At 74.8% G+C, this 23,781-nt stretch carries 19 protein-coding genes; 10 read left to right on the forward strand and 9 right to left on the reverse strand.

What is annotated here, in order from left to right; genetic code table 11:
* Positions 1-30: 30 nt before the first annotated feature.
* Together Sya03_RS21030 and Sya03_RS21035 are read right to left on the reverse strand one after the other, a co-directional pair.
* Positions 31-1,035, reverse strand: coding sequence for a glycoside hydrolase family protein (locus Sya03_RS21030; protein WP_203940080.1), 1,005 nt, complete (start codon positions 1,033-1,035; stop codon positions 31-33).
* Positions 1,036-1,266: 231 nt separating this feature from the next.
* On the reverse strand, positions 1,267-2,709 hold the full coding sequence (locus Sya03_RS21035; protein ID WP_239107727.1) for a helix-turn-helix domain-containing protein: 1,443 nt from the start codon (positions 2,707-2,709) through the stop codon (positions 1,267-1,269).
* Positions 2,710-2,830: 121 nt separating this feature from the next.
* Between Sya03_RS21035 and aceA the strand changes: the two genes are divergently transcribed.
* From aceA to Sya03_RS21065, 6 genes are all read left to right on the forward strand, one after another.
* Positions 2,831-4,114 (forward strand): isocitrate lyase, encoded by a 1,284-nt coding sequence (aceA, locus tag Sya03_RS21040; RefSeq protein ID WP_203940081.1) that lies wholly within the window; start codon positions 2,831-2,833, stop codon positions 4,112-4,114.
* A complete protein-coding gene (gene aceB, locus Sya03_RS21045) occupies positions 4,114-5,655 on the forward strand; it encodes a malate synthase A (protein ID WP_203940082.1) in 1,542 nt (513 codons plus the stop codon). The genes aceA and aceB overlap by 1 nt, the downstream gene beginning before the upstream one ends.
* Positions 5,656-5,802: 147 nt before the next feature.
* Positions 5,803-6,810, forward strand: a complete 1,008-nt coding sequence (locus Sya03_RS21050; protein WP_203940083.1) for a glycosyltransferase — start codon at positions 5,803-5,805, stop codon at positions 6,808-6,810.
* A 19-nt stretch (positions 6,811-6,829) separates the two neighbouring features.
* Positions 6,830-7,405 (forward strand): hypothetical protein, encoded by a 576-nt coding sequence (locus Sya03_RS21055; RefSeq protein ID WP_203940084.1) that lies wholly within the window; start codon positions 6,830-6,832, stop codon positions 7,403-7,405.
* A 221-nt stretch (positions 7,406-7,626) separates the two neighbouring features.
* Positions 7,627-8,823 carry a YncE family protein gene (locus tag Sya03_RS21060; protein ID WP_203940085.1) on the forward strand — a complete coding sequence of 399 codons (1,197 nt, stop codon included), beginning with the start codon at positions 7,627-7,629 and terminating at the stop codon, positions 8,821-8,823.
* Between the two features lie 57 nt (positions 8,824-8,880).
* Positions 8,881-9,960 carry an NAD-dependent epimerase/dehydratase family protein gene (locus Sya03_RS21065; protein WP_203940086.1) on the forward strand — a complete coding sequence of 360 codons (1,080 nt, stop codon included), beginning with the start codon at positions 8,881-8,883 and terminating at the stop codon, positions 9,958-9,960.
* Positions 9,961-9,975: 15 nt separating this feature from the next.
* Here the strand turns inward: Sya03_RS21065 and Sya03_RS21070 are convergent, their stop codons facing one another.
* The 3 genes from Sya03_RS21070 to Sya03_RS21080 form a co-directional block, all read right to left on the reverse strand.
* The gene (locus tag Sya03_RS21070) at positions 9,976-11,427 is read right to left on the reverse strand and encodes an NAD(P)/FAD-dependent oxidoreductase (RefSeq protein WP_203940087.1); all 1,452 of its coding nucleotides are present in this window, start codon (positions 11,425-11,427) and stop codon (positions 9,976-9,978) included.
* 106 nt (positions 11,428-11,533) lie between these two features.
* Positions 11,534-12,019 carry a hypothetical protein gene (locus tag Sya03_RS21075; protein WP_203940088.1) on the reverse strand — a complete coding sequence of 162 codons (486 nt, stop codon included), beginning with the start codon at positions 12,017-12,019 and terminating at the stop codon, positions 11,534-11,536.
* A 99-nt stretch (positions 12,020-12,118) separates the two neighbouring features.
* Positions 12,119-12,448, reverse strand: coding sequence for a putative quinol monooxygenase (locus Sya03_RS21080; RefSeq protein WP_203940089.1), 330 nt, complete (start codon positions 12,446-12,448; stop codon positions 12,119-12,121).
* Positions 12,449-12,641: 193 nt separating this feature from the next.
* On the opposite strand from Sya03_RS21080, the gene glnII reads away from it, so the two are divergent.
* On the forward strand, positions 12,642-13,646 hold the full coding sequence (glnII, locus tag Sya03_RS21085; RefSeq protein WP_203940090.1) for a glutamine synthetase GlnII: 1,005 nt from the start codon (positions 12,642-12,644) through the stop codon (positions 13,644-13,646).
* A 37-nt stretch (positions 13,647-13,683) separates the two neighbouring features.
* Here the strand turns inward: glnII and Sya03_RS21090 are convergent, their stop codons facing one another.
* Together Sya03_RS21090 and Sya03_RS21095 are read right to left on the reverse strand one after the other, a co-directional pair.
* Positions 13,684-14,175 carry a hypothetical protein gene (locus Sya03_RS21090; protein WP_203940091.1) on the reverse strand — a complete coding sequence of 164 codons (492 nt, stop codon included), beginning with the start codon at positions 14,173-14,175 and terminating at the stop codon, positions 13,684-13,686.
* A gap of 16 nt (positions 14,176-14,191) precedes the next feature.
* Entirely contained in the window at positions 14,192-16,606 is a 2,415-nt protein-coding gene (locus Sya03_RS21095; protein WP_239107728.1) for a phosphoketolase family protein, read from the reverse strand.
* Positions 16,607-16,871: 265 nt separating this feature from the next.
* Between Sya03_RS21095 and Sya03_RS21100 the strand changes: the two genes are divergently transcribed.
* Positions 16,872-18,434, forward strand: a complete 1,563-nt coding sequence (locus tag Sya03_RS21100) for a glycoside hydrolase domain-containing protein (RefSeq protein WP_203940093.1) — start codon at positions 16,872-16,874, stop codon at positions 18,432-18,434.
* A gap of 84 nt (positions 18,435-18,518) precedes the next feature.
* Complete coding sequence (locus tag Sya03_RS21105; RefSeq protein ID WP_203940094.1) at positions 18,519-19,286, forward strand: UbiA family prenyltransferase; 768 nt, start codon at positions 18,519-18,521, stop codon at positions 19,284-19,286.
* A 5-nt stretch (positions 19,287-19,291) separates the two neighbouring features.
* Here the strand turns inward: Sya03_RS21105 and Sya03_RS21110 are convergent, their stop codons facing one another.
* Entirely contained in the window at positions 19,292-20,479 is a 1,188-nt protein-coding gene (locus Sya03_RS21110) for a S8 family peptidase (protein WP_203940095.1), read from the reverse strand.
* A gap of 134 nt (positions 20,480-20,613) precedes the next feature.
* Here Sya03_RS21110 and Sya03_RS21115 point away from each other — a divergent pair, with 134 nt between their 5' ends.
* On the forward strand, positions 20,614-21,348 hold the full coding sequence (locus Sya03_RS21115; protein ID WP_203940096.1) for a DUF5995 family protein: 735 nt from the start codon (positions 20,614-20,616) through the stop codon (positions 21,346-21,348).
* 8 nt (positions 21,349-21,356) lie between these two features.
* On the opposite strand, the gene ptsP is transcribed toward Sya03_RS21115, so the two are convergent.
* On the reverse strand, positions 21,357-23,780 hold the full coding sequence (gene ptsP / locus Sya03_RS21120; RefSeq protein ID WP_203940097.1) for a phosphoenolpyruvate--protein phosphotransferase: 2,424 nt from the start codon (positions 23,778-23,780) through the stop codon (positions 21,357-21,359).
* Position 23,781: the final 1 nt, after the last annotated feature.

Raw genomic sequence — 23,781 nt, forward strand, 5'->3', positions numbered from 1 at the left:
GCGGGGCCAACCCGCCGCCGCGCAGGCAGGTCAGGCGGCGCGGGCGATGCAGATGCGGGCCGACAGGCGCGGGCCCGCCTCGTAGAACATGTACTGGACGCCGTTGTCGGTGCCGAACGACGGGGCGGCGCAGCGGCCCTGGTCGGAGGCGATCGGCGAGTGGAAGACGCCGAGGTGGACCTCGCGGTCGAAGTTGTTGCCGACCTCGGTGATGCGCATCCGGCCGTCGCTGCCGTGGTAGGCGACGTACGTGGTGCCGTTGCGCTTCACCAGGGTGGGGCCGGAGATGTCGGCCAGCCCGTCCGGCTCGCGGTTGACCAGCGGGGTGGGCGAGAACTGCCAGTTGCTCCAGCCGTCGGGCGACCAGCCGTAGAAGATGCGGCGGCCGCTCTTCACGCCCATGAACAGCATCACGTAGCGGTTGTTGCGGCCGGGCAGGGCGTGCTCGAAGACCCGGGCGTACGAGGTCTCGGAGGTGCCGGGCACCAGCCGCGTGCTGAGGATGGGGGTCTCGTTGGTGAAGGTGATGCCGTCGGCGGAGCGGGCGACCCGGGTCGTGTAGTTCTCGCCGTGGAAGTAGCAGAAGAACTGCCCGCTGGGCCGGTCGTAGATGACGTGCGGCGACGACACGTGGCTGACGGTGGTGGACGGCAGCCGGTTGTCGATGAGCGGGTTGGCGCCGTACTCGGTGAACGGCCCGGCGAGGGTGTCGGAGAACGCCACGGAGATGCCGCCGGGGTTCTCGTGCGGGGCGTAGTACAGGTAGAAGCGGGCGCGGGCGCCGCTGATGATGTCGCCGACGCCGCGCACGCACGGGAAGATGAACTCGCCCGTCGGGTTGTACCGCAGCGGCATGCGCAGGGCGTCGCGCAGGTACCGGTACGTGGGCATGCCCGCGGGGCCGGCCGCCTCCGCGGTGCCGGTGAGGGTGACGGCCGCGCCGCCCGCGGCGGTGGCGGCGCCGGCTACGGCGGCGCCGCGAATAACGGTGCGGCGGGTGACGGGAACGCCGGGGCGCGGCTCGGGGTGGGACATCGCAGGTGCTCCGATCTGGGGGAACGGCGGCGGCCGGGCCCGCGGGAACGCGCGGGGAACGCGCTCGCCGGCCGGCCGGTCACGACCGTAAGTGATAATGAAGTGCTAATGCAGCTCCTGGTCCCGGCCCTGTGTAATGCGTATGAGCACCCGGCGGGGCGCGAGGAGTGAACGGTCGCGGGGTCCGGTCCGGTGCAGTCGCCACGCCGTGACCGACGAGGCGGCCGGGCGTCAGGCGTTGCGGCGGTCGAGGAACGCGTACACGTCGGTGGTGTCGACGCCCGGGAAGACGCCGGGCGGCAGCGCGGCGAGCAGGTGGGCGTGCACGCGGGCGCTGGGCCAGGCGTGGCCGGACCAGGCGTCGACGAGGCCGGCGGGCGGGCGGCGGCAGCAGTCCGGGTCGGGGCAGCTGGACCGGGTGCGCAGGGTGGTCTCCTGGCCGCGGAACCACTTGGCGTGCGCGTACGGGGTGCCGACGCAGACGCTGAACTCGCCGTCGCGGGTCTGCTCGACGTGCACGGTGCACCAGTACGTGCCGGTGGCGGTGTCGGTGTACTGGTAGAAGCCGGAGAACTTGTCGGCGGCGGCGAAGACGGTGCGGGCGGCCCACTTGCGGCAGACGGGCTGGCCCTCGATGGCGCCGGTGACGTCGCTGGGGAACCGGACGTTGTCGTTCTCGTACGCCTTGTAGACGATGCCGCTCTCGTGCACCCGCACGAAGTGCACCGGGATGCCGAAGTGGTGGCTGACCAGGTTGGTGAAGCGGTGCGCGGCGGTCTCGTAGGAGACGCCGAACGCGTCGCGGAAGTCGTCGATGGCCAGGGCCCGGTCGGCGTGGGCGCGGCGCAGGAAGTCGGTGGCGAACGTCTCGGGCATGAGCAGCGCGGCGGCGAAGTAGTTGGCCTCGACGCGCTGGCGCAGGAAGTCGCCGTAGTTGCGCGGCTCGGCGTGGCCGAGGACGTAGTGGCCGAGGGTCTGCAGCACGACGAAGCGCGGGTCGGTGCCGTTGCCGGCGGAGACCTGCGGCAGGTAGATGCGCATGTTGCGCAGGTCGGTGACGCTGCGGGTGGAGCGCGGCAGGTCGCCGACGTAATGCAGGGTGAAGCCGAGCTGGGCGGCGATGGCGAGGATGCCGCGCTGGGACAGCGGGCCGGTGGAGTGCCGCACGGACTGCAGCACGCGCGCGGCCTCGGCCTCGATCTCGGGGAAGTAGTTGTCGCGTTCGCGCATGCGGCGGCGCAGCTCGGCGTTGGCGCGGCGGGCCTCCTCGGGAGTGAGGCTGCGCTCGGCGTGCTGGCGTTCGAGTTCGGTGTGCAGCCCGACGAGGGACTCGAGCGCGTCGAGCGGCAGCCGCCGGCCGGCCTTGACGACGGGCAGGCCCAGGCCGGCGTACGCGGGTTCGCGCTGGAAGTGCTCCAGCGCGATCTCGAGGCCCTCGCGGCGGGACGGCGGTTCGGTGCGCAGCAGCTCGGACAGCGGCGTGTCGAGGGCGGCGGCGAGCGCCTGCAGCAGCGACAGCTTGGGTTCGCGCTTGCCGTTCTCGATGAGGCTGAGCTGGGACGGGGCGCGCCCGACGGCGGCGCCGAGCTGGTCGAGGGTGAGCCCGCGCAGGCGGCGGTGGTGCCGCAGCCGCCGCCCCAGCGTCACGAGGTCGATGCCCATCGAAGCCGTCACGAGCTTGACGTTAACAGAAGAATCGCAAATCTTTCCGTCACATCCGCATGGCGAGACGCTTGCATCCCGGGCGACAGTCAAGTCCTTCCAATCTTCACCAGGTTACCGGGAGGCACTGGAGATGACTGTTCAGGGGACGACGGCGCAGACCGCAGCGGACCTCACCCAGCAGTGGGCGGGCGACCCGCGCTGGCTCGGGGTGCAGCGCAGCTACACGGCACAGGACGTCGTGCGGCTGCGCGGCAGCGTGCAGGAGCAGCACACCCTCGCCGAGCGCGGCGCGCGCAAGCTGTGGGAGCTGCTGCACGAGCAGGACTACGTGCACGCGCTGGGCGCCATGACCGGCGGCCAGGCGGTGCAGCAGGTCCGCGCCGGGCTGAAGGCCATCTACCTGTCCGGCTGGCAGGTCGCGGCGGACGCGAACCTGTCCGGGCACACGTACCCGGACCAGAGCCTCTACCCGGCGAACTCCGTGCCGGCGGTCGTGCGGCGGATCAACAACGCGCTGCTGCGCGCCGACCAGATCGAGACGGCCGAGGGCCGCACCGGCCGCGACTGGCTCGCCCCGATCGTCGCCGACGCCGAGGCGGGCTTCGGCGGCCCGCTGAACGCGTTCGAGCTGATGAAGGCCATGATCCAGGCCGGCGCGGCGGGCGTGCACTGGGAGGACCAGCTCGCCAGCGAGAAGAAGTGCGGCCACCTGGGCGGCAAGGTGCTGGTGCCGACGGCGCAGCACATCCGCACCCTGAACGCGGCCCGGCTCGCGGCGGACGTCTGCGGCGTGCCGAGCGTCGTCATCGCCCGCACCGACTCGCTCGCCGCGGACCTGCTGACCAGCGACACCGACGAGCGGGACCGGCCGTTCTGCACCGGCGAGCGCACCGCCGAGGGGTTCTTCCGGGTGCGCTCGGGGCCGGAGGCCGCCATCGCCCGCGGCGTCGCGTACGCCCCGTACGCCGACCTGCTGTGGTGCGAGACCGGCACGCCCGACCTGGCGTTCGCCAAGCGGTTCGCCGAGGCGGTCCAGGCCGAGCACCCGGGCAAGCTGCTGGCGTACAACTGCTCGCCGTCGTTCAACTGGAAGCGCCACCTCGACGACGACACCATCGCCCGGTTCCAGAAGGAGCTCGGCGCGATGGGCTACCGGTTCCAGTTCGTCACGCTGGCCGGCTTCCACGCCCTCAACCACTCGATGTTCGAGTTGGCCCGCGGCTACGCCGACGACGGCATGAGCGCGTACGTGCGGCTGCAGCAGGCCGAGTTCGCGGCCGAGGCCGACGGCTACACCGCGACCCGGCACCAGGCCGAGGTCGGCACCGGCTACTTCGACGCCGTGTCCACGGCCCTCAACCCCGACAGCTCGACCACCGCGCTGCGCGGCTCCACGGAGAAGGAGCAGTTCTGATGCTGGAACCCGTCACCGTCGCCCCCGGCAACCCGCAGATCCTCAAGCCGGACGCGATCGAGTTCATCGTGGCCCTGGACCGGGAGTTCGGCGCCCGCCGCGTCGAGCTGCTGGAGCGGCGCCGCCGCCGGCGCTCGGCGGGCACCCCGGTGCTCGACTTCCGCGCCGACACCGCGCACGTGCGCGCCGACCCGGACTGGCGCGTCGCCGCGCCGGGCCCGGGCCTGGCGGACCGCCGGGTCGAGATCACCGGCCCGCCCGAGCGCAAGATGACGATCAACGCGCTGAACTCCGGCGCGCAGGTGTGGATGGCCGACTTCGAGGACGCCCTCTCCCCCACCTGGGACAACATCGTCGAGGGCCAGCAGAACCTGGTCGACGCCCTCGACGGCACCATCTCGTGGACGGCGCCGGACGGCCGCCGCTACGAGCTGGGCGACACGCTGCCGACCGTCATGGTCCGGCCGCGCGGCTGGCACCTGCCCGAGCGGCACGTGCGCATCGGGGGCCGCTGCGTCTCGGGCAGCCTGTTCGACGCCGGCATGTACCTGTTCCACTGCGCGCGGCGGCAGATCGACCGGGGCAGCGGACCGTACTTCTACCTGCCCAAGCTGGAGGACCACCGCGAGGCGCGGCTGTGGAACGACGTGTTCGTGTTCGCCCAGGAGTGGCTGGGCATCCCGCGCGGCACGATCCGGGCGACCGTCCTCATCGAGACGCTGCCGGCGGCGTTCCAGATGGAGGAGATCCTGTACGAGCTGCGCGAGCACTCCGCCGGGCTCAACGCGGGCCGCTGGGACTACCTGTTCAGCATGATCAAGAACCGGCCGGACGTGGTGCTGCCGTACCGCGGCGACGTGACCATGACGACGCCGTTCATGCGGGCGTACACCGAACTGCTGGTCTCGACCTGCCACCGGCGCGGCGCGCACGCCATCGGCGGGATGGCCGCGGCCGTGCCCAGCCGCGACCCGCAGCAGCGCCGGCACGCTCTGGCCACGGTCCGCCAGGACAAGCGCCGCGAGGTCGGCGACGGCTTCGACGGCTCCTGGGTGGCCCACCCGGGCCTGGTCGAGACGTGCCGCGAGGTGTTCGACCAGTGGCTGCGCGACGAGCCGAACCAGGTGGTGCGCCGCCGCGACGACGTCCGGGTGACCGCCGCCGACCTGCTGGCCGACCGGTTCGGCGACGTCGTGGTCGCCGAGGCCGAGGTCCGCGCGAACGCCGAGGTCGCCGTCCGGTACGTGGCCGCCTGGCTGGACGGCCGCGGCGCGGTCGCCCTCAACGGCCTGATGGAGGACGCCGCGACCGCCGAGATCAGCCGCGCGCAGCTGTGGCAGTGGGCGCGGCACGGCACCCCCATGACCAACGGCCTGCGCGTCGACCTGCCCCTGGTGCGCGAGTGCCTGGAGGACGCGGCGGCCGCGGAGCCGGCGAACCCCCGGTTCGCCCAGGCGCGGGCGCTGCTGACGGAGATGGTGTCGGCCACCACGCTCACCGACTTCCTGACCCTGCCGGCGTACGCCCGCCACCTCTCCTGACCCCGACGCCCGGCCCACCGTGCCTGTGTCCCCGGGCCTCTGCCCGGGCGCCGGACCGGCCCGGCGGTCACCCGCGATGCGCGGGAGGCCGCCGGGCCGCTGCACGTCCCCGCTCAGGACGGGCCGCGGCGCGCCGATCGGGTGGTTGTGAACCGACCGACGCTGGCCGCCGTGCTCATCGTCAAGGACGAGGCCGAGCACCTGCCCGCCTGCCTGGCGTCGCTGCGGGGCCTGGCCGACGCCGTCCACGTGCACGACACCGGCTCGGCCGACGGCACGCCCGAGATCGCCGCGGGGCACGGCGCCGTCGTCACCCGGGGGCCGTGGACGGGGGACTTCGCGGCCGCCCGCAACGCCGCCCACGCCGGGGTGACCGCCGACTGGATCCTCGTGGCCGACGCCGACGACCGGGTACACGGCGACGCGGAGCTGCTGCGGCCGCTGCTCGCCCGGACCCGCGCCGACGTGCTGCGCGCCGAGGTGCACGTCGTGCAGGACACCGGGCCGTACACGCTGCGGCAGGTCCGGTTGTACCGGACCGGCGCGGCGCGCTGGGCCGGGCGCATCCACGAGCACCTGGTCGGCGCGGGCGGGGGCGAGCCGGCCGCGGACGAGGTGCCCGCCACGGCGGTGCGGTTCACCCACCTCGGGTACGCGGCCGCCGCGGACCGGGTGGGCAAGTCCCGGCGCAACCTCGCGCTGGCCCGGCAGACCCTCGCCGAGCTGAGCGCGCAGGGCGACGGCGCCGACCCGGCGATGGTCGCGCGCACGCTGCTCGACCTGGGCCGCGCCCACGTCGGCGCGGAGCAGCACGCGGAGGCGGCGGAGACGCTGGAGACCCTTCGCGAGCTGTACCCGGGCACGCCGCAGTGGTTGCAGGGCACCGACTTCCTGGCCCGGATCCTGCTCGCCACCGGGCTCGACGCGCGGTGCCTGGAGCTGGTGGCCGAGCTGCGCGCGGCCGGGGCGCCGGCGGCGTACTGCGACTGGCTGGCCGCCCAGGCCCTCGCGCAGCTCGGCGACGTGCGCACCGCGGCCCGGCTGCTGAGCGGGGTGACCGAGGTGGTCGACACGGCGGGCCGGCGGCACGACCCGGCGGGGCTGCGGGAGCTGCGCGGACTGATGGATCAGCTGGCGGCGCTGACCGTCGGCTGATCCGCGCGATGATGAGCCCATGCTGTTCCGCGCGGAGGCCCTGGACGCGATCCGGCAGGGCACGGTGTCGCTGGCGTTCCGGCGCTGGCGCACGGCCCGCGTGCGGGCCGGCACCCGGCTGCGCACGATGATCGGCGTGGTCGAGGTCGTGGCGGTCACGCCGGTCGAGCCGGCGGCGGTGACCGACGCCGACGCCCGCCGGGCCGGCTACGCCGCGGCGGCGGACCTGCTCGCCGACGTGCCGGGCGACGCCGACCGGCAGCTGTACCGCGTCGAGCTGCGGCACGGCGGCGCCGACCCGCGGGAGGCGCTGCGCGGCGACGTGTCGGAGGCGGCGCTGGAGCAGGTGCTGGCGGCGCTGGAGCGGATGGACCGCACCGGCCGCCGCGGGCCGTGGACCCGGACGGTGCTGGGGCTGATCGCCGACCGCCCGGCCGTGCGCGCGCCGGACCTGGCGGGACCGGCCGGGTACGCCGACACGCTGACGTTCAAGCGCGACGTGCGGCGGCTGAAGGAGCTGGGGCTGACCGAGAGCCTGGCGGTCGGGTACCGGCTGTCGCCGCGCGGCGCCGCGGTGCTGGCGCGGCTGCGCTGACGCGAGCCGGGCTCACAACCGTTACCCATTCGTTGCATTGACGTCGGTGACTGCAACCCGTGACGGCGGCGCGGCCCTTCGCCCGATCTGCCGGATCCGGCCCCGCCGGGCGACCACGAGCCGTCACCGGCGGCGTTACTGACCGGTCAGTACGGCCCTTGTCCACTGCGGAGCGGCGGCGGAACATGACCGGCACGTCGCCGCCCCCTTGGAGGCCTCCCATGCGGACGTCCCGAGCCCTCGCCGCCGCCCTCACCACCGCCACCCTGGTGCTCGTCGCCGGGGCGCCCACGCTGCCCGCCGCCGCCGCGCCCACCCCGTCGCAGGCCGCCACCCGCGACCTCGTCCTCGTCGGCAACAACAACGACGGCACCGTCAGCTTCGTCGACGCCACCACGTTCGCCACGCTGTTCGAACTGGACGTCAAGCCCGACCTGGCCCAGCGCCTCGCCGAGATGAGCGTCACCGAGCGCGCCGCGTACGAGATCGTGAAGCTGCAGATGGGCGGCGACAAGTTCGTCGACGACATGGCCGTCTCCCCCGACGGCCGCACCCTCTACGCGTCACGGTCCAACCTGGCCGACGTCGCCGCGTTCGACATCGCGAGCCGGCGGCTGCTGTGGCGCACCCGCGTCGAGGGCATCCGCGCCGACCACGTCGTGCTGTCCCGCGACGGGGCGCGGCTGTTCATCTCCGCCGTCACCGCCAAGAAGGTGCACGCCGTCGACACCGCCACCGGCCGCATCACCGGCTCCTTCCCCACCGGCGACTACCCGCACGGCATGGAGCTGTCGCCCGACGGCAGCCGGCTCTACAACGGCAGCATCGGCACCGTGCCGCTGCCCGACTGGCTGGACGGCCTCAAGGGCGCCCGGGTGCTCACCGTCGTCGACCCGCAGAGCCTGCGCGTGCTCGACACCATCAACCTGGGCGGCAACCGCGGCATCCGCCCGTTCCAGGTCACCCCGGACGGGCGGAAGATCTACGCGCAGCTGTCGTTCCTGCACGGCCTCGTCGAGTACGACCTCGACCAGCGCCGCATCACCCGCCAGATCGACCTGCCCAAGCGCGGCGGCGGCCTCACCATGCCCACCGCCGACTACCCGAACGACTCCGCGCACCACGGCCTGTCGCTCACCCGCGACGGCCGCAAGCTGTGCGCCGCCGCCACCGTCAGCGACTACGTGGCGATCCTGTCGGCGCCCGCGCTGACCGTCGACCGCCTCATCGACGTCGGCGACCAGCCGTACTGGACCACCACCAGCCGCGACGGCCGCTACTGCTTCGTCTCCAACAGCCTCGACGACACCCTGTCGGTCATCTCCTACGACACCGCCACCGAGGTCGCCCGGGTGCCCGTCGGCGACTACCCGCAGCGGCTCGCCGCGGTCAGCCTGCCGGTCGACGTGCTCGGCTGACCCGGTCCGGGTACCCCGGCGGGATTCGTGGCCGCCCGCCGGGGTAACCGCCGGGGCATGCGCATCGTGATCGTCGGCGCCACCGGCAACGCCGGCACCGCCCTGCTGCGGCGGCTGCGCCGCGAGCCCGGACTCGACCTCGCCGGGGTGGTGCGCCGCCCGCCGCGGCAGCCCACCGGCCCCTACGACGGCGTCGAGTGGCACGCCGCCGACATCGGCGCGGGCGACGGCGCCCTGGAGACGGCGTTCGCCGGGGCCGACGCCGTCGTGCACCTGGGCTGGCAGATCCAGCCCAGCCACGACGAGCGCCGCCTGCACCGCACCAACGTGCTGGGCACCCGCGCCGTCGTCGACGCCGTCGTGCGCGCCGGCGTGCCCGCGCTGGTGTACGCGTCGTCGGTCGGCACGTACGCGCCCGGGCCGAAGGACGAGCCCGGGGTCGGCGAGGACTGGCCGCACACCGGCGTGGCCGGCTCGCTGTACAGCCGCCACAAGGCCGCCGTGGAGGCGCTGCTCGACACCGCCGAGGCGGAGCACCCCCGGCTGCGGATCGTGCGGATGCGCCCCGGCCTGGTCTTCCAGCGCGACGCGGGCGCCGAGATCGGGCGCTACTTCCTCGGGCCGTTCGCGCCGGTGCGGCTGCTGCGCTTCGGCCGCATCCCGGTCGTGCCGGACCACCCCGCGCTGCGGGTGCAGGCCGTGCACGCCGACGACCTGGCCGACGCGTACGCCCGGGCCGCGCTCGGCGACGCGCGCGGCGCGTTCAACATCGCCGCCGGACCGGTGCTGACGCCGACGCTCGCCGCCCGGCTGTTCCACGGCCGCACCGTCGGCGTGCCCGGCGCGGTGCTGCGCGCGGGCGCCGGGCTGAGCTGGCGGCTGCGCCTGCAACCCACCGACTCCGGCTGGGTGGAGCTGGGCCTGCGGCTGCCGCTGATGAGCACCGCCCGGGCGGAACGCGAGCTGGGCTGGCGCCCGGCCGTGCCCGCCGACGACGCGCTGCGCGAGCTGGTCGCCGGGCTGGCCGACCGGGCGCACACCGGCTCGGCGCCGCTGACCGGGTCGGCGACCGCCCCGGGGCGGCTGGGCGGCGTGCTGCTGCGGGGGCGGCTGCCCGGCAGCGGCGACCCGTACTGACGGACCCGCCCGGCCTCAGCGGGCGGCGGTCTCCTGCGCCGTCGGGCTCCCGATCGACTCGGGGGCCCGGCCGGCCGGTTCGGTCTCCCGGCCCGCCGCCGGACCGGCGGCGCGCTCACCGGCGCGCTCGCCCGCGCGGCCGGCCACGACCGGCTCGCCGTACTCGCGCATGGCCGCCCGGGCGAACGCCTGCTGCACCGTCGACACCCGCTCGGAGCGGCCGGTGCCGATGAAGCTGACGAACCAGTGCAGGACGGCGGTCAGCCGGTTCTTGAAGCCGACCAGGTACAGCAGGTGCACGGCGAGCCACATCAGCCAGCCGATGAAGCCGGACAACCGCAGCCTGCCGACGCTGGCGACCGCGGAGAACCGCGAGATCGTCGCCATGCTGCCCTTGTCGAAGTACGTGAACGGCTGGCCCGTCTCCTTGCCGGCCAGCCGGCGCTTGATCTGGCCCGCGGCGTGCCGGCCGCTCTGGATGGCGACCTGGGCCACGCCCGGCAGCCGGTCCAGCGACATCATGTCGCCGATGGCGTAGATCTCCGGGTGCCCCGGCACCGTGGTGTCCGGGTTGACCTCCAGCCGCCCGGCCCGGTCGACGGACGCCCCGGCCGCATCGGCCAGCTTGCGCGACAGCGCCGGCGCGGCCACCCCGGCCGCCCAGATCTTCGTCATGGACTCGATGCGCTCGCGGCCCCGCGGGGTCTCGACCTCGATGCCGGTGCGGTCGACACCCACCACCTTCGACTCCAGCTCCACCTCGACGCCCAGCAGGTGCAGCTGGCGCAGGGCGCGGGTGGACAGCTCGTCGCCGAACGTGTTCAGCACCGCCGGCAGCGCGTCGACCAGCAGCACCCGGGCCTTGCGCGGGTCGATGTGCCGGTACTGGCCGTGCAGGGTGCGGTGGGCCAGCTCGGCGATCTGCCCGGCCATCTCCACCCCGGTCGGACCGGCGCCGACGACCACGAACGTCAGCCACCGCTCGATCTCGGCCGGGTCGGTGGCCAGGTCGGCCAGCTCGAACGCGCCGAAGATGCGCGCGCGCAGCTCCAGCGCGTCGTCGATGCTCTTCATGCCGGGGGCGTACTCGGCGAAGTCGTCGTTGCCGAAGTACGACTGCGACGCGCCCGCGGCGACGATCAGCGAGTCGTACGGCACGGTGTAGTCGATGCCCAGCGCGCTGGCCGACACGGTCTTCGCCTCGACGTCGACGTCGTCGACCCAGCCGAGCCGCACGTCGACGTTGTCCTGCCGCTTGAGGATCTCGCGGATCGGCGGGGCGATCTCGCCCTCGGACAGGATGCCGGTCGCCACCTGGTACAGCAGCGGCTGGAAGAGGTGGTAGGACGTGCCGTTGATCAGCGTGATGTCCACCGGCGCCTTGCGGAGGGCCTTGGCGGCGAACAGCCCGCCGAACCCCGCCCCGACGATCACCACGCGGTGCCGTGCGTCCGCCCGCTCAGCCATTGTCATCTCCGGTCGTCGCAGCCTCGTTGCCCGTCAGCCAGTACAACATCCCCGCCGCCGGGTACCTGCCCGATCCGGCGGCAGTCAACCATTGATCTGGCTCACGCTAGCGGGTCGCGGGCTGCGCCGCCGGGTCGCGGTCGTCGACGAACGGGATCATGGCCACGTACTGCTGGTACAGCCCGGCCGCCTCGTCCAGCGGCAGGTGCCGGAACTTCAGCAGGGTCAGCAGCGATTCCAGCTCCGCATTGCACGCCTCCGCGGCCGTCACCCGCGCGGCCAGGTCGTGCGAGCGGCTGAGGTTCGCGGCGACGGCGGCGACCAGCGCCACCACGAACGCGGCCACGCACAGCGGCCGCCACACGGCGGGCGGCCCGCTCAGGTTCAGCTGCCGGGCCGCGTTCCCGGCGAATTGCGCGCCGCCCACGGCCGGCCCGGCGGTGAACACGGCCGCGAGGGCGCTGCTGACGATGCTGACGTTCACCAGCACGTTGCGGCGGGGGCGCGCCCGTGCCAGGAACCGGTCGATGTCGGCGCGCCGGTTCTCGATGCGCGCCACGAGCTGCCTGCGCAGCCGGGCCTCGTCCGCCATGGCCGCCTCCCGACGCCCGCCGAAGGATCCCCGCCAGGCCAGCGTGCGCCCGCCGGGCCGGGCCGGCTGTCGGGAAGCCGCCGGTGACGGATGTCGGCGCTAACGGTCGGTCACCGCCATCTCGCCGAGCTCGGACCAGTCGTCCTGGTCGACGGTCTGGCTGACGATGCGCGGGGTCTGCGCCAGGTACGGCGGCAGGTCGCGCTGGGCCTGGCGGAAGTGGGCCGAGCCGACGTGCGCGCCGCCCGCGTCGCCGTCGCGGAACGCCTCGACCAGCACGTACTCGGTGGGGTCGTCGAGGCTGCGGGACCAGTCGAACCACAGGCAGCCCGGTTCGGCGCGGGTGGCCTCGGTGAACGGGCGGGAGATCTCCGGCCAGGCGTCGGCGTGCTCGGGGCGGATGCGGAACTTGGCGGTGATGAAGATCATCGGTGGTCCTCCTCGAAGGTCGATCGGGCGGCCGTGTCGGCGGCGTTACCGGCGTGTCATGTGTTGCGCACGTCACGCCCCCGGTGGCGGCGAGATGTCGGAACCGGAAACACAGGGTCGGTAGCGTCCGGCGCGCCGCGCCACCGCCGTCGAGGCAGCACCCTGTCACGCCACCCCTCGAGGAGTCTCCCTCATGGCTTTCAAGGCCGAATACCTCTGGATCGATGGCACCGAGCCGACCGCGAAGCTCCGGTCGAAGACGAAGATCGTCGCCGACGGCGCCGAGCTGCCGATCTGGGGCTTCGACGGCTCCAGCACCAACCAGGCGCCCGGCGACAAGTCGGACTGCGTGCTCAAGCCGGTCTTCGTCTGTCCCGACCCGCTGCGCGGCGGCGACAACGTGATCGTGCTGTGCGAGGTGCTGACCATCGACGGCGCGCCGCACCGCACGAACACGCGCGCCGAGTGCTCCGCGGTCGCCGCGCAGTACGGCGACCAGGAGAGCATCTTCGGCATCGAGCAGGAGTACACGTTCTTCAAGGACGGCCGGCCGTTCGGCTTCCCGATCGGCGGCGGCTACCCGGCCCCGCAGGGCGGCTACTACTGCGGCGTCGGCGCGGACGAGGTGTTCGGCCGCGAGATCGTCGAGAAGCACATGGACGCCTGCCTCGCCGCCGGCCTGCACCTGTCCGGCATCAACGCCGAGGTCATGCCGGGCCAGTGGGAGTTCCAGATCGGCCCCGTCGGCGCCCCGCAGGTGGCCGACGAGCTGTGGGTGGCGCGCTGGCTGCTCTACCGCATCGCCGAGGACTTCGGCGTGTCCGCCACCCTGGACCCGAAGCCGGTCAAGGGTGACTGGAACGGCGCGGGCGCGCACACCAACTTCTCCACCAAGGCGATGCGCGAGAACTACGACGCGATCATCACCGCGTGCGAGTCGCTCGGCAAGCGGGTCGAGGAGCACATCGCCGGGTACGGCGCGGAGATCGAGCACCGCCTCACCGGCATGCACGAGACCGCCCCGTGGAACGTGTACAGCTACGGCGTGTCCGACCGGGCCGCGTCGGTGCGCATCCCGTGGCAGGTGCAGGTCGAGGGCAAGGGCTACATCGAGGACCGTCGCCCGAACGCCAACTGCGACCCGTACGTCGTCACGAAGCTGATCATCGAGACCTGCTGCGCCGCCCTGGCGGACTGACGCCGGCGGCCGAGGGGGCGCGTCCCGGCGCGTCCCCTCAGCCGCAGGTCTGCGCGGCGGCGCGCCGGAACTCGTCGACGGGGGCGAAGGTGCGCACGTAGGCGTCGCCGTCGCCCCACCGCTCGGTGAGCACCAGGTCGCGCAGCTCGCCGGGCCGGAACACCGGGCCGGTCATCCGGCCGTCGCCGGACTCGTTCCAGACCCGGATCTCGTACGAGGCGTACCGGTCGAGCAGCGGCAGCGGGCGGTCGGCCCGCCAGCCCTCCGGGGGCTCGCGCAGCGGCACCGTCAGGAAGTCGCCGGGCGGGGCGGCGCCCTCGCGGGTGATCGTCATGAGCGGGTTGTCGCCGCCGACGCCGTACAGGCCGATCAGGGCCGGCCGGCCGAAACCGGCGCACCAGGACAGCACGGCCACCGCCCCGCCGCCGGCGTCGCGCAGCACCCCGCTGGTGCCGCCGACGGCGGGCAGGTCGCACCCGCCCGCCGCCGTCGCCAGCACCGCGGCCAGCACGGCCGCCCGCCCTCTCACCGGGCCAGCATACGAGTCAGCCCCGCTGCGCCCAGTCGCCCAGGGACCAGTCCCGGACCTCCGGCATGTCCTCCAGGTGCTCCACCACGTACGCCTCGTGCTTGGCCAGCTGCTCCTCGCACCACCGCTTGAGCTCGGTGGCGCCGCGGGGCAGCCGCCGGGCGTTGTTGATGGCGTCCATGACGAGGTGGTAGCGCGACGCCCGGTTGCGCACCGTCATGTCGAACGGGGTGGTCGTGGTGCCCTGCTCGATGAAGCCGCGCACCCGGAACCGGTCCTGGTCGGGCCGGCCGTGCACGAGCTGGTGGATGGCACCCGGGTAACCGTGGAACGAGAACACCACGTCGACCGTGTCGGTGAACAGTTCGGTGAACTGGGTCTCGCTCATGCCGTGCGGGTGGTCCTTCGGCCGGATCAGCGTCATCAGGTCGACCACGTTGACGACCCGCACCTTCATCCCGGGCAGCCGTTCGCGCAGGATCTGCGCGGCGGCGACCGTCTCCATGGTGACGACGTCACCGGCGCAGGCCAGCACGATGTCCGGGTCGCTGGTGCCGTCGTCGGTGCCCGCCCACTCCCAGATGCCGGCGCCGCGGGCGCAGTGCTCGACCGCCTCGTCCATCGTCAGCCACTGCAGCTGCGGCTGCTTGTCGATGACGATCAGGTTGATGTACGAGCGGGACCGGAAGCAGTGGTCGGCCACCGACATCAGGGTGTTGGCGTCCGGCGGCAGGTAGACCCGGGCGACGTCGCCGCGCTGGGTCAGCACCACCTGGATGAGGCCGGGGCCCTGGTGGCTGAAGCCGTTGTGGTCGTTGCGCCACGCCGTCGAGGTGAGCAGCACGTTGAGGCTGGGCACCTTGGCCCGCCACGGCAGGTGCTTGGCCTCCTGCAGCCACTTGCCGTGCTGCACCGTCTGCGAGGCGCTGACCATGGCGAACGCCTCGTACGTGGCGAACATGCCGTGCCGGCCGGTGAGGTTGTAGCCCTCCAGCCAGCCGTGGCAGTTGTGCTCGCTGAGCACCTCCATGACCCGGCCGTCGCGCGAGATCGCCGTGTCGTCGCCGGTGACGTGCTCCATGAAGCCGCGGTCGGACGCCTCGAACACCGAGCCCAGCCGGTTGCTGTTCGTCTCGTCCGGGCAGAACAGCCGGAAGCTGTCGGGGTTGCGGCGGTAGATGTCGCGCATGAACTCGCCGAGCTTGCGGGTCGACTCGGCGCGCTCCGCGGCCGGGTGCTTCACCTCGACGGCGTAGTCGCGGAAGTCCGGGAGGTCCAGGTCGCGGGTCAGCAGGCCGCCGTTGGCGTGCGGGGTGGCGCTCATCCGCAGGTCGCCGTCCGGCGCCAGGTCGCGGATCAGCTGCACCGGCGCGCCGGCGTCGTCGAACAGCTCCTCCGGCCGGTACGACTTCAGCCAGCTCTCCAGGACGGCCAGGTGGTCGGCGTTGCCCCGCACCCCGGACAGCGGGACCTGGTGCGAGCGCCACGTGCCCGTCACGGTCACCCCGTCCACCTTCTCCGGGCCGGTCCAGCCCTTCGGCGAGCGCAGGACGATGAGCGGCCAGCGGGGGCGCTCGCCGTCCCAGTCGCCGCCGCGCGCGGCCTGCTGGATGGCGCGGATGCGGCCCCACGCGCCGGCGAGGGCCTCGGCGAACCGGTAATGCATGCCGGGCAGGTCGGAGCCCTCGACCTCGATCACGTCGTAGCCGTGGCCCTCGAGCAGCTTGCGCACCTCGGCCGGGTCCTTGCGGGCCAGCACGGTGGGGCCGGCGATCTTCGCGCCGTTGAGGTGCAGGATCGGCAGCACGGCGCCGTCGCGGGCCGGGTTGATGAAGGAGACGCCCTTCCAGGAGCCCTCCAGCGGGCCGGTCTCGGCCTCGCCGTCGCCGACCACCGCGACCGCCAGCAGGTCGGGGTTGTCCATCACGGCGCCGAACGCGTGCACCAGCACGTAGCCCAGCTCGCCGCCCTCGTGGATCGAGCCGGGCGTCGTCACCGACACGTGGCTGGGGATGCCCCCGGGGCTGGAGAACTGCCGGAACAGCCGCAGCAGCCCGGCCTCGTCCTGCGACACCTCCGGGTACACCTCGGAGTACGTGCCCTCGAGGTAGCCGGCCGCGACGAGCGCGGGGCCGCCGTGGCCGGGCCCGGCGAGGTAGATCGCCTCCTGGCCGGTGTGCCTGATCAGGCGCGACACGTGCGCGTAGATGAGCGACAGGCCGGGGCTGGTGCCCCAGTGCCCAAGCAGGCGGGGCTTGATGTGCTCGGAGCGCAGCGGCTCGCGCAACAGCGGGTTGCCCTGCAGGTAGATCTGCCCGATCGTCAGGTAGTTGTTGGCCCGCCACCAGGCGTCGAGCTGGGCGATCTCCGCCTCGTCGGGGGCGGCCAGCGCCCGCACCGCCTCCGCCTGGTCCAGCGCTACCGTGGTCACGTCGGTTCCTCCTGCATGGGTCGTCGGCAAATCCATCGGATCACCGTTACCGGCGCCGGGCGGCGCAAACCGATGAAGACCGATGGGTCTGTGCCGACCGTACGGCCGGCGGCGCGAGCGCACCCAGGGCCTTAGGTCCCGTTGATCACGTCCTTGTGGTCCCCGGAGGCCGATCGTCGGGCCGGAGGGGGCCCTTCGGCCCTTGCGGGGCGTGGCCGGCAACGCTCCTCATGGGACTCAGACACCGTCGTCCTGCGAGGTCCTCATGCGCCCGTCCCGCCGCGCCACCGCCGTCACCGCCGTCGCCGCCGCACTCACCCTGGTCCTCGCGCCGGCCGGGCCGGCCCGCGCCGAACCTGGCACCTTCCAGGGGTACGGCTTCGACGCCTGCGCCGCCCCGTCCAGCGCCACCATGCAGGCGTGGCTCGCGTCGCCGTACCGGGCGATCGGGATCTACTTCGGCGGCAGCAACCGCGCCTGCCCGCAGCCGAACCTGACCGCCGCCTGGGTGGCGCAGCAGCGCGCCGCCGGGTGGCACCTGATGCCGATCTACCTCGGCAAGCAGGCGTCGTGCACGCTGTCGACCAAGCCCGACAGGATCGACGACACGCGCGCCGCCGCGCAGGGCCGGGCCGCCGCCGACGACGCCGTCGTGCAGGCCCGGGCGATCGGGCTGCCGCGGGAGAGCGTGCTCATCTACGACATGGAGGCGTACCGGACCGACGACGCCGCCTGCCGCGCCGGGGTGCTGGCCTACATGAGCGCGTGGACGGCCCGGCTGCACGACCACGCCTACTTCTCCGGCTTCTACAGCAGCATGGCGTCCGGCATGGCCGACCAGGTGGCGGCGTACCACCGGGCCGGCTACGTGCGGCCCGACTACATCGACTTCGCGCGCTGGGACAACGTCGCCACCGTCGACGACCCGGCGATCCCCGCCACCTACTGGTCGCCGCACCGCCGGATGAAGCAGTACCGCGGCGGCCACGTCGAGACCTGGGGCGGCGTCTCGATCAACATCGACAACGACTATCTGGACGTGGCGCCGCTGCCGGCCGCCGGGCTCGCCGACGCCACCGGCAACGGCTGGTCCGACGTGTACTTCCGGCAGTCGTCCACGGGCGCCCTGCACCTGTCCCCCGGCAACGGCACCGTGCTGGACTCCGCGGCCAACCGGGAGATCAGCCGCGGCTGGAACACGATGAACGCCATCCTGCGCCTCGGCGACGTGGACCGCGACGGCCGGGCCGACGTGCTCGCCCGCCAGCCGGCCACCGGCAACCTGTTCCTGTACCGCGGCCAGGCGGGCGGCACGCTCGCGCCGCGGACGCTGTTCGGCACCGGCTGGAACGGGGTGCGTGAGCTGACCGCCATCGGCGACGCCACCGGCGACGGCTACCCGGACCTGCTCGCCGTCCGCGGCGCCGACCTGTGGCTGTACGCGGGCACGGCGGCCGGCCCGCTCGCGCCGCGGGTGCGGGTGGGCGCCGGCGGGTGGTCCGCGATGAGCGAGCTGGCCGGCGTCGGCGACCTGACCGGCGACGGCCGGCCCGACATGGTGGCCCGGGTGACGGCGGACGGCCGGCTGTTCCTGTACCCGGGCGCCGCGGGCGGCGGGTTCGGCCCGCGCCGCCAGATCGGCACCGCGTGGAACACCATGCGGGACCTGGCCGGGGTCGGCGACTTCGACCGCGACGGCCGGCCGGACCTGGTGGCCGTGCAGGTCTCCAGCGGCAACGCGTACCTGTACCGCGGCACGGCCGCCGCCGGGTTCGCCGCGCGCACCCTGCTGGCGGGCGGCTTCGCCGGGCGTACCCCGGTGCTGTGAGGCGGGCCGGCTCCCCCGCGCGGGGGAGCCGGGCCGCTCCGCGGGGTGAGGACCGCCGGCCCGCGCGTCCCTAGCGTCGAGGGCGTGACGATCTCGACGGTGCGGACGCGCCCCCGGGTGTGGGCGACGGTGCGGCTGACCCGGCCGTGGTTCTGGCCGCTGGGCTGGGGCGGCGCGTACCTGGGCAGCGTGGCGGCCACCCACTCGTGGGCGCCGGGCGACCCGGTGCGCGCGGCGGCCGCGGCGCTGGTGCTGGGCCCGCTGGTGTGGGGGGCGGTGCTGGCCGTCAACGACCGGCACGACCTGCCGGGCGACCGGCTGAACCCGCGCAAGGCGACCGCGCCGCTCGTGACCGGGGAACTGACGCCGGCCGCCCTGGACCGGGTGTTCCGCCGGTGCGCGGCGGGCGCGGTGGGGTGCGCGCTGCTCGCCGGGCCGGTGTTCGCGGCGGGCACCGCGCTGGTGCTGCTGCTGGGCGTGCTCTACAGCGTCCCGCCGGTGCGGCTCAAGGGGCGGCCGGGCTGGGACGTCGCGGTCAACGCGGTGGTCGTCGGCGCGCTCGGGCCGCTCGCCGGGTGGGTGCTGCACCGGCCCGCGAGCGAGTACCCGCTGGTGCTGGCGGTGCTCGGGGTGCTGCTGGCGGCCGCCCTGTACGTCCCGACGACGGTCCTGGACGCCGCGGCCGACGCGGCCGCCGGCGACACGACGGCGGCGGTGGCGTGGTCGCCGCGCGCCTGCCACCGGCTGGGCGTGGCGCTGTGGGCGGCGGCGACGGTGGTGTGGCTGGCGGTGGTGTGCGTGGCGTTCGCGGTGCCGGCGACCGACTTCCTCGCGTCGGTCGCCGGCACCTGACGCGGTCAGGACCCGGTGTAGAGCAGCCGGTTGGGCGAGCCGCTGCCCGGCGAGACGACCACGCCGGTGGTGGCCGCGCCGACCAGCGCCGCCTGCACCTGCGCGGGCGTGGCGCCCGGGTTGGCGGCCAGGTGCAGCGCGGCCGCGCCGGCGACGTGCGGGGCCGCCATCGACGTGCCGCTGATGGTGCTGGTGGCGGTGTCGTTCGTGGACCACGCCGAGGTGATGTCGATGCCGGGGGCGAACACGTCGACGCACCGGCCGCGGTTGGCCCAGCTGGACTTACGGTCGGTGCGGTCGGTGGCCGACACGGTGATCGCCTCGGGCACCCGGGCCGGGGACTGGGTGCACGCGTCGAGGGCGAACAGGCCGAGGAAGCCGTTGCCGGCCGCGATCGAGTAGGTGACGCCGGAGGCGATGCTGCGCTTGACCGCGTTGTCCAGGGCGGTGTCGGCGCCGCCGCCGAGGCTCATGTTGGCGACGGCGGGCTTGACCGCGTTCGCGGTGACCCAGTCGATGCCGGCGACCACCTGGGCGGTGGTGCCGCTGCCCTCGCAGGTGAGCACCCGGACGGCGACGAGCCGCGCGGCCTTGGCCACGCCGTGCGTGCTGCCGCCGACGGTGCCGGCGACGTGGGTGCCGTGGCCGTTGCAGTCGTCGGCGGAGCCGCCGTCGACCGCGTCGAAGCCGCTGACCGCGCGGCCGCCGAAGTCGGCGTGCGACAGCCGGATGCCCGTGTCGATGATGTAGGCGTGCACGCCGGATGCGGTGGTCGAGTAGGTGTAGGTGGTGCTGAGCGGCAGGCGGCGCTGGTCGACGCGGTCGAGGCCCCAGGTGGCGCCGGTCTGGGTGTCGCTCGCGCGGTGGATCACGTTCGGCTGCACGAACGCGACGGCCGGGTCGCCGGCCACCTGCCGCGCCTGCTGCGCGGTCATCGTCGCGGCGAAGCCGCGCAGGGCGTGGGTGTACGTCGTGCGGGGCGTGGCCCGGTGCCGCTTCGCCACGGCCCGGACGTCGGCGGCGGTGCGGCTGTCCTTGAGCACGACCACGTAGCTGTCCGGCACCACCTCGGCGCCCGGTGCGGCGAGCACCGTGCCCTCCGGCGGCGCCGCGCCGGCCGCGGCCGGCACCCCGAACGTCAGCAGCGTCGCGGCGATCCCGGCCGCGGCGCACCGGCGCATGATCCGTCCCATCCGTGCCTCCCCATCCTTCAGGGCCGCGCGCGCCGGGATTACCGGTCGGAGCCGGCCCAGGAAACTGGCTGAGACCGACCCTAGCGAGGACATCGACAAATGAGAATGCCTCACGAACGACGGGACCGGACGCGATGACCGACCTGGACGCCCTGCTCGACCGGATGCGCGCCGACCTGGCGCGGCTGACCGACGCCCGCCGGTTCTTCCACGGCACCTACCTGCGCACCACCGAGGCGGTCGGCGCGGAGATCGACCGGGGCGGCTTCGCCGACGGCGGATGGGTGCTGCGCTGGGACATCGCGTTCGCGCGGCTCTACCTGGACGCGCTGGAGGCGGACGAGGGCGGCGGCGCCGTGCCCGCACCGTGGCGGGTGGCGTTCACGGCCGCCCGCGAGCGGCCGGACCTGCCCCCGCTGACCCACGTGCTGCTCGGCCTGAACGCGCACATCAACTACGACCTGCCGCAGGCGCTGCTGGCCGTCATCCCGGCGGCCGACATGGCCGACCCCGCCGTGCGGGCGCGGCGCGAGGCCGACCACCGGCACGTCGACACGGTGCTGCGGGCCCGGGTCGGCACCGAGGAGCTGGAGCTGGGCGCGGTGTCGGCGGTGACCCGGCTGGACCGGCTGCTGCGCCCCGCCAACCGGGCGGCGAGCCGGCGCCTGCTGGCCGAGTCGCGGGCGAAGGTGTGGCGCAACGCCCGGGCGCTGGACGCCGCCCGCACCGCCGGGCCCAAGGCGTACGCCGCCCGGCTGGCCGAGCTGGAGCGGCGGTGCGAGGCCCGGGTGCGCGACCTGACCGCGCCCGGGCCGGTGCTGCTGAACCTGGCCCGGCGCGGCTTCGGGGTGCTGCTCGCCGAGGCCTAGGTCTGGGTCTAGGCGAACAGCGCGCGCACGCCGTCGGCGTCGTCGGCGTCCAGGGCGGCCTGGGCGCGGGGGCCCGCCACGGCCAGGTCGACGGCGCGCACCGCCTCCTTCACCAGCGGCACCGCGCCGGGCGCGACGCTGAGGCCGCGCACCCCGAGTCCGGTGAGGACGGCTGCCGCGCGCTCGTCGGCGGCCAGCTCCCCGCACACCGTCACCGGCACCCCGGCCGCGCGGCAGGCGTGCCCGACCAGCCGCAGCACGCCGGGGTCGAACGGGTCGGCCAGGCCGGCCAGGGCCGGGTTGCCGCGCTCGGCGGCCAGCGCGTACTGGGTGAGGTCGTTGGTGCCGACGCTGAGGAAGTCGGCGTGCCGGCCGAACGCGGCCGCCTTCAGCGCGGCGGCCGGCACCTCCACCATCACGCCGACCAGCAGGCCCGCGGGCTCGCCGCGCCCCTCGGCCCGGACCGCCTCGGCGAGCGCCTGCCGCGCCCGCAGCAGCTCGGCCACCGTGGCGACCATCGGGAACATGACGCTGACCGGCGTCTCGTGCGCCACCCGCACGACGGCGCGCAGCTGCGCCGCGAACAGCCGCGGGTGCGCCGCCGACAGCCGGATGCCGCGCACGCCCAGGTACGGGTTGGCCTCGGCGGGCCCGGGCGCGTACCGCAGCGGCTTGTCGCCGCCCACGTCGAGGGTGCGCAGGGTGATGCGGCGCCCGCCCAGGGCGGCGGCGATGCGCCGGTAGACGTCGGCCTGCTCGTCGACCTCGGGGGCGCGGGACCGGTCGAGGAACAGGAACTCGGTGCGCACCAGCCCGGCCAGGTCGGCGCCCGCGGCGGCGGCCTGCTCGGCGTCGCGCACCGAGCCGACGTTGGCGCCGACGGCGACGGCGACCCCGTCGCGGGTGGCGGCGGGCGACGCGGCCCGCTCCAGCGCCCGGCCGCGGCGGCGGCCCTGCTCGGCGGCCGCGGCGGTGAACGCGGCCAGCTCGTCCGGCGCCGGGTCGACGACGACCCGGCCGGTGGCGCCGTCCAGCGCGACCACGGTGCCGGCCGGCACGGCGGTGATGCCGGCGCCGAGGCCGGCGACCGCCGGGATGCCGCGGGCCCGGGCGAGGATCGCGGCGTGCGAGGTGGCGCTGCCGTACGCCAGCAGCACCCCGGCCACCCGGGCCGGGTCGAGCGCCGCCGCGTCGGCGGGCGTCAGATCCTCGGCGACGAGCACGCCCTCGCCGTCCGGGGCGGCCGCCGGCGCGCCGGTCAGCGCACGCAGCACCTGGTCGCCCACGGCCCGCACGTCGGCGGCGCGGGCCTGCAGGTAGTCGTCGCCCAGCCCGGCGAACTCCGCGGCGATGCGCTCCACGGCGGCCGCCCACGCCGGGGCCGCCGCCTCGCCGCCGTCGACGCGCGCGCGCACGTCGCCGACCAGCTCAGGGTCGTCCAGCAGCAGCAGGTGGGCGTCGAACACGTCCGCCTCGGCGTCGCCGGCCACCCGGGCGGTGTCGGCGCGCACCCGCTGCACGGCCCGGCGGACGGCGGCGACGGCGTCGCCGATCCGCCGCCACTCGGTCTCGGCGCCGCGCGACGTCTCGGCCGGCACCACGACGGGCGCGCCGCGGTCGTGCCACACGGGGCCCACCCCGATGCCGGGCGAGGCGGGCACCCCGGCGCCCGCGGGCCGCCGCGGCGCGGGCGGGGCGACGGCGTCCTGGGTGTGCTCGCCGAAGCCGCTGGCGGCCAGCACCAGCAGGTGGTCGACGGCCTCCTGGGCCTGCGCGCCGGTGGCCCGCACCTCCAGCTCGTGGCCCTGCAGCGCGCCGAGCGTCGCCACCCGGGACAGGCTGGCGGCGCTGACCCACGGCGAGCCGGTGGTGCGGTTGCGCAGCTCCAGCCGGGCGTCGTGGGAGCGGGCCTGGGCGACCAGCCGGGCGGCGGGCCGGGCGTGCAGGCCGTGCGGGCCGGTGACGGTGAACGCCGCGGTGGGCCCGCCCGCCGACCCGGCCGCCGGTGCGGCCGGCTCGGGCGGCGGCGCCGCGAAGTGCGACTGCTTGCCCGCCAGCGCGCCCGCGGCCTCGGCGGCGACCTCGTCGCGCGACGCCCCGGTGGCGGCCGCCACCGCCGCCACGACGAGGCCCTCGACCAGCGGCGCCGGGCACAGCACGACGCGGTCGCGGGCGCCGTCGTCGAGCAGGTCGAGCGCCAGCTCCGCCGACAGCACGGCGCTGCCGAGGTCCATCAGCACGACCACGCCGTCGCCGGCGTCGGCGTCCTGCACGGCGGTGACGATGCGGGTGGCGTCGGTGCCGAACGTGTGCTCGTCCAGCCCGGCCGCGATCTCGATGCGCACCGCCCGGCCGTGCAGCATCTCGGACGCGAGCGCGACGGCGGCGCGGGCCAGCGCCCAGCTGTGCGAGACGACGACGAGCCCGACCACC

It is taken from the genome of Spirilliplanes yamanashiensis (assembly GCF_016863475.1).
GTDB lineage: Bacteria > Actinomycetota > Actinomycetes > Mycobacteriales > Micromonosporaceae > Spirilliplanes > Spirilliplanes yamanashiensis.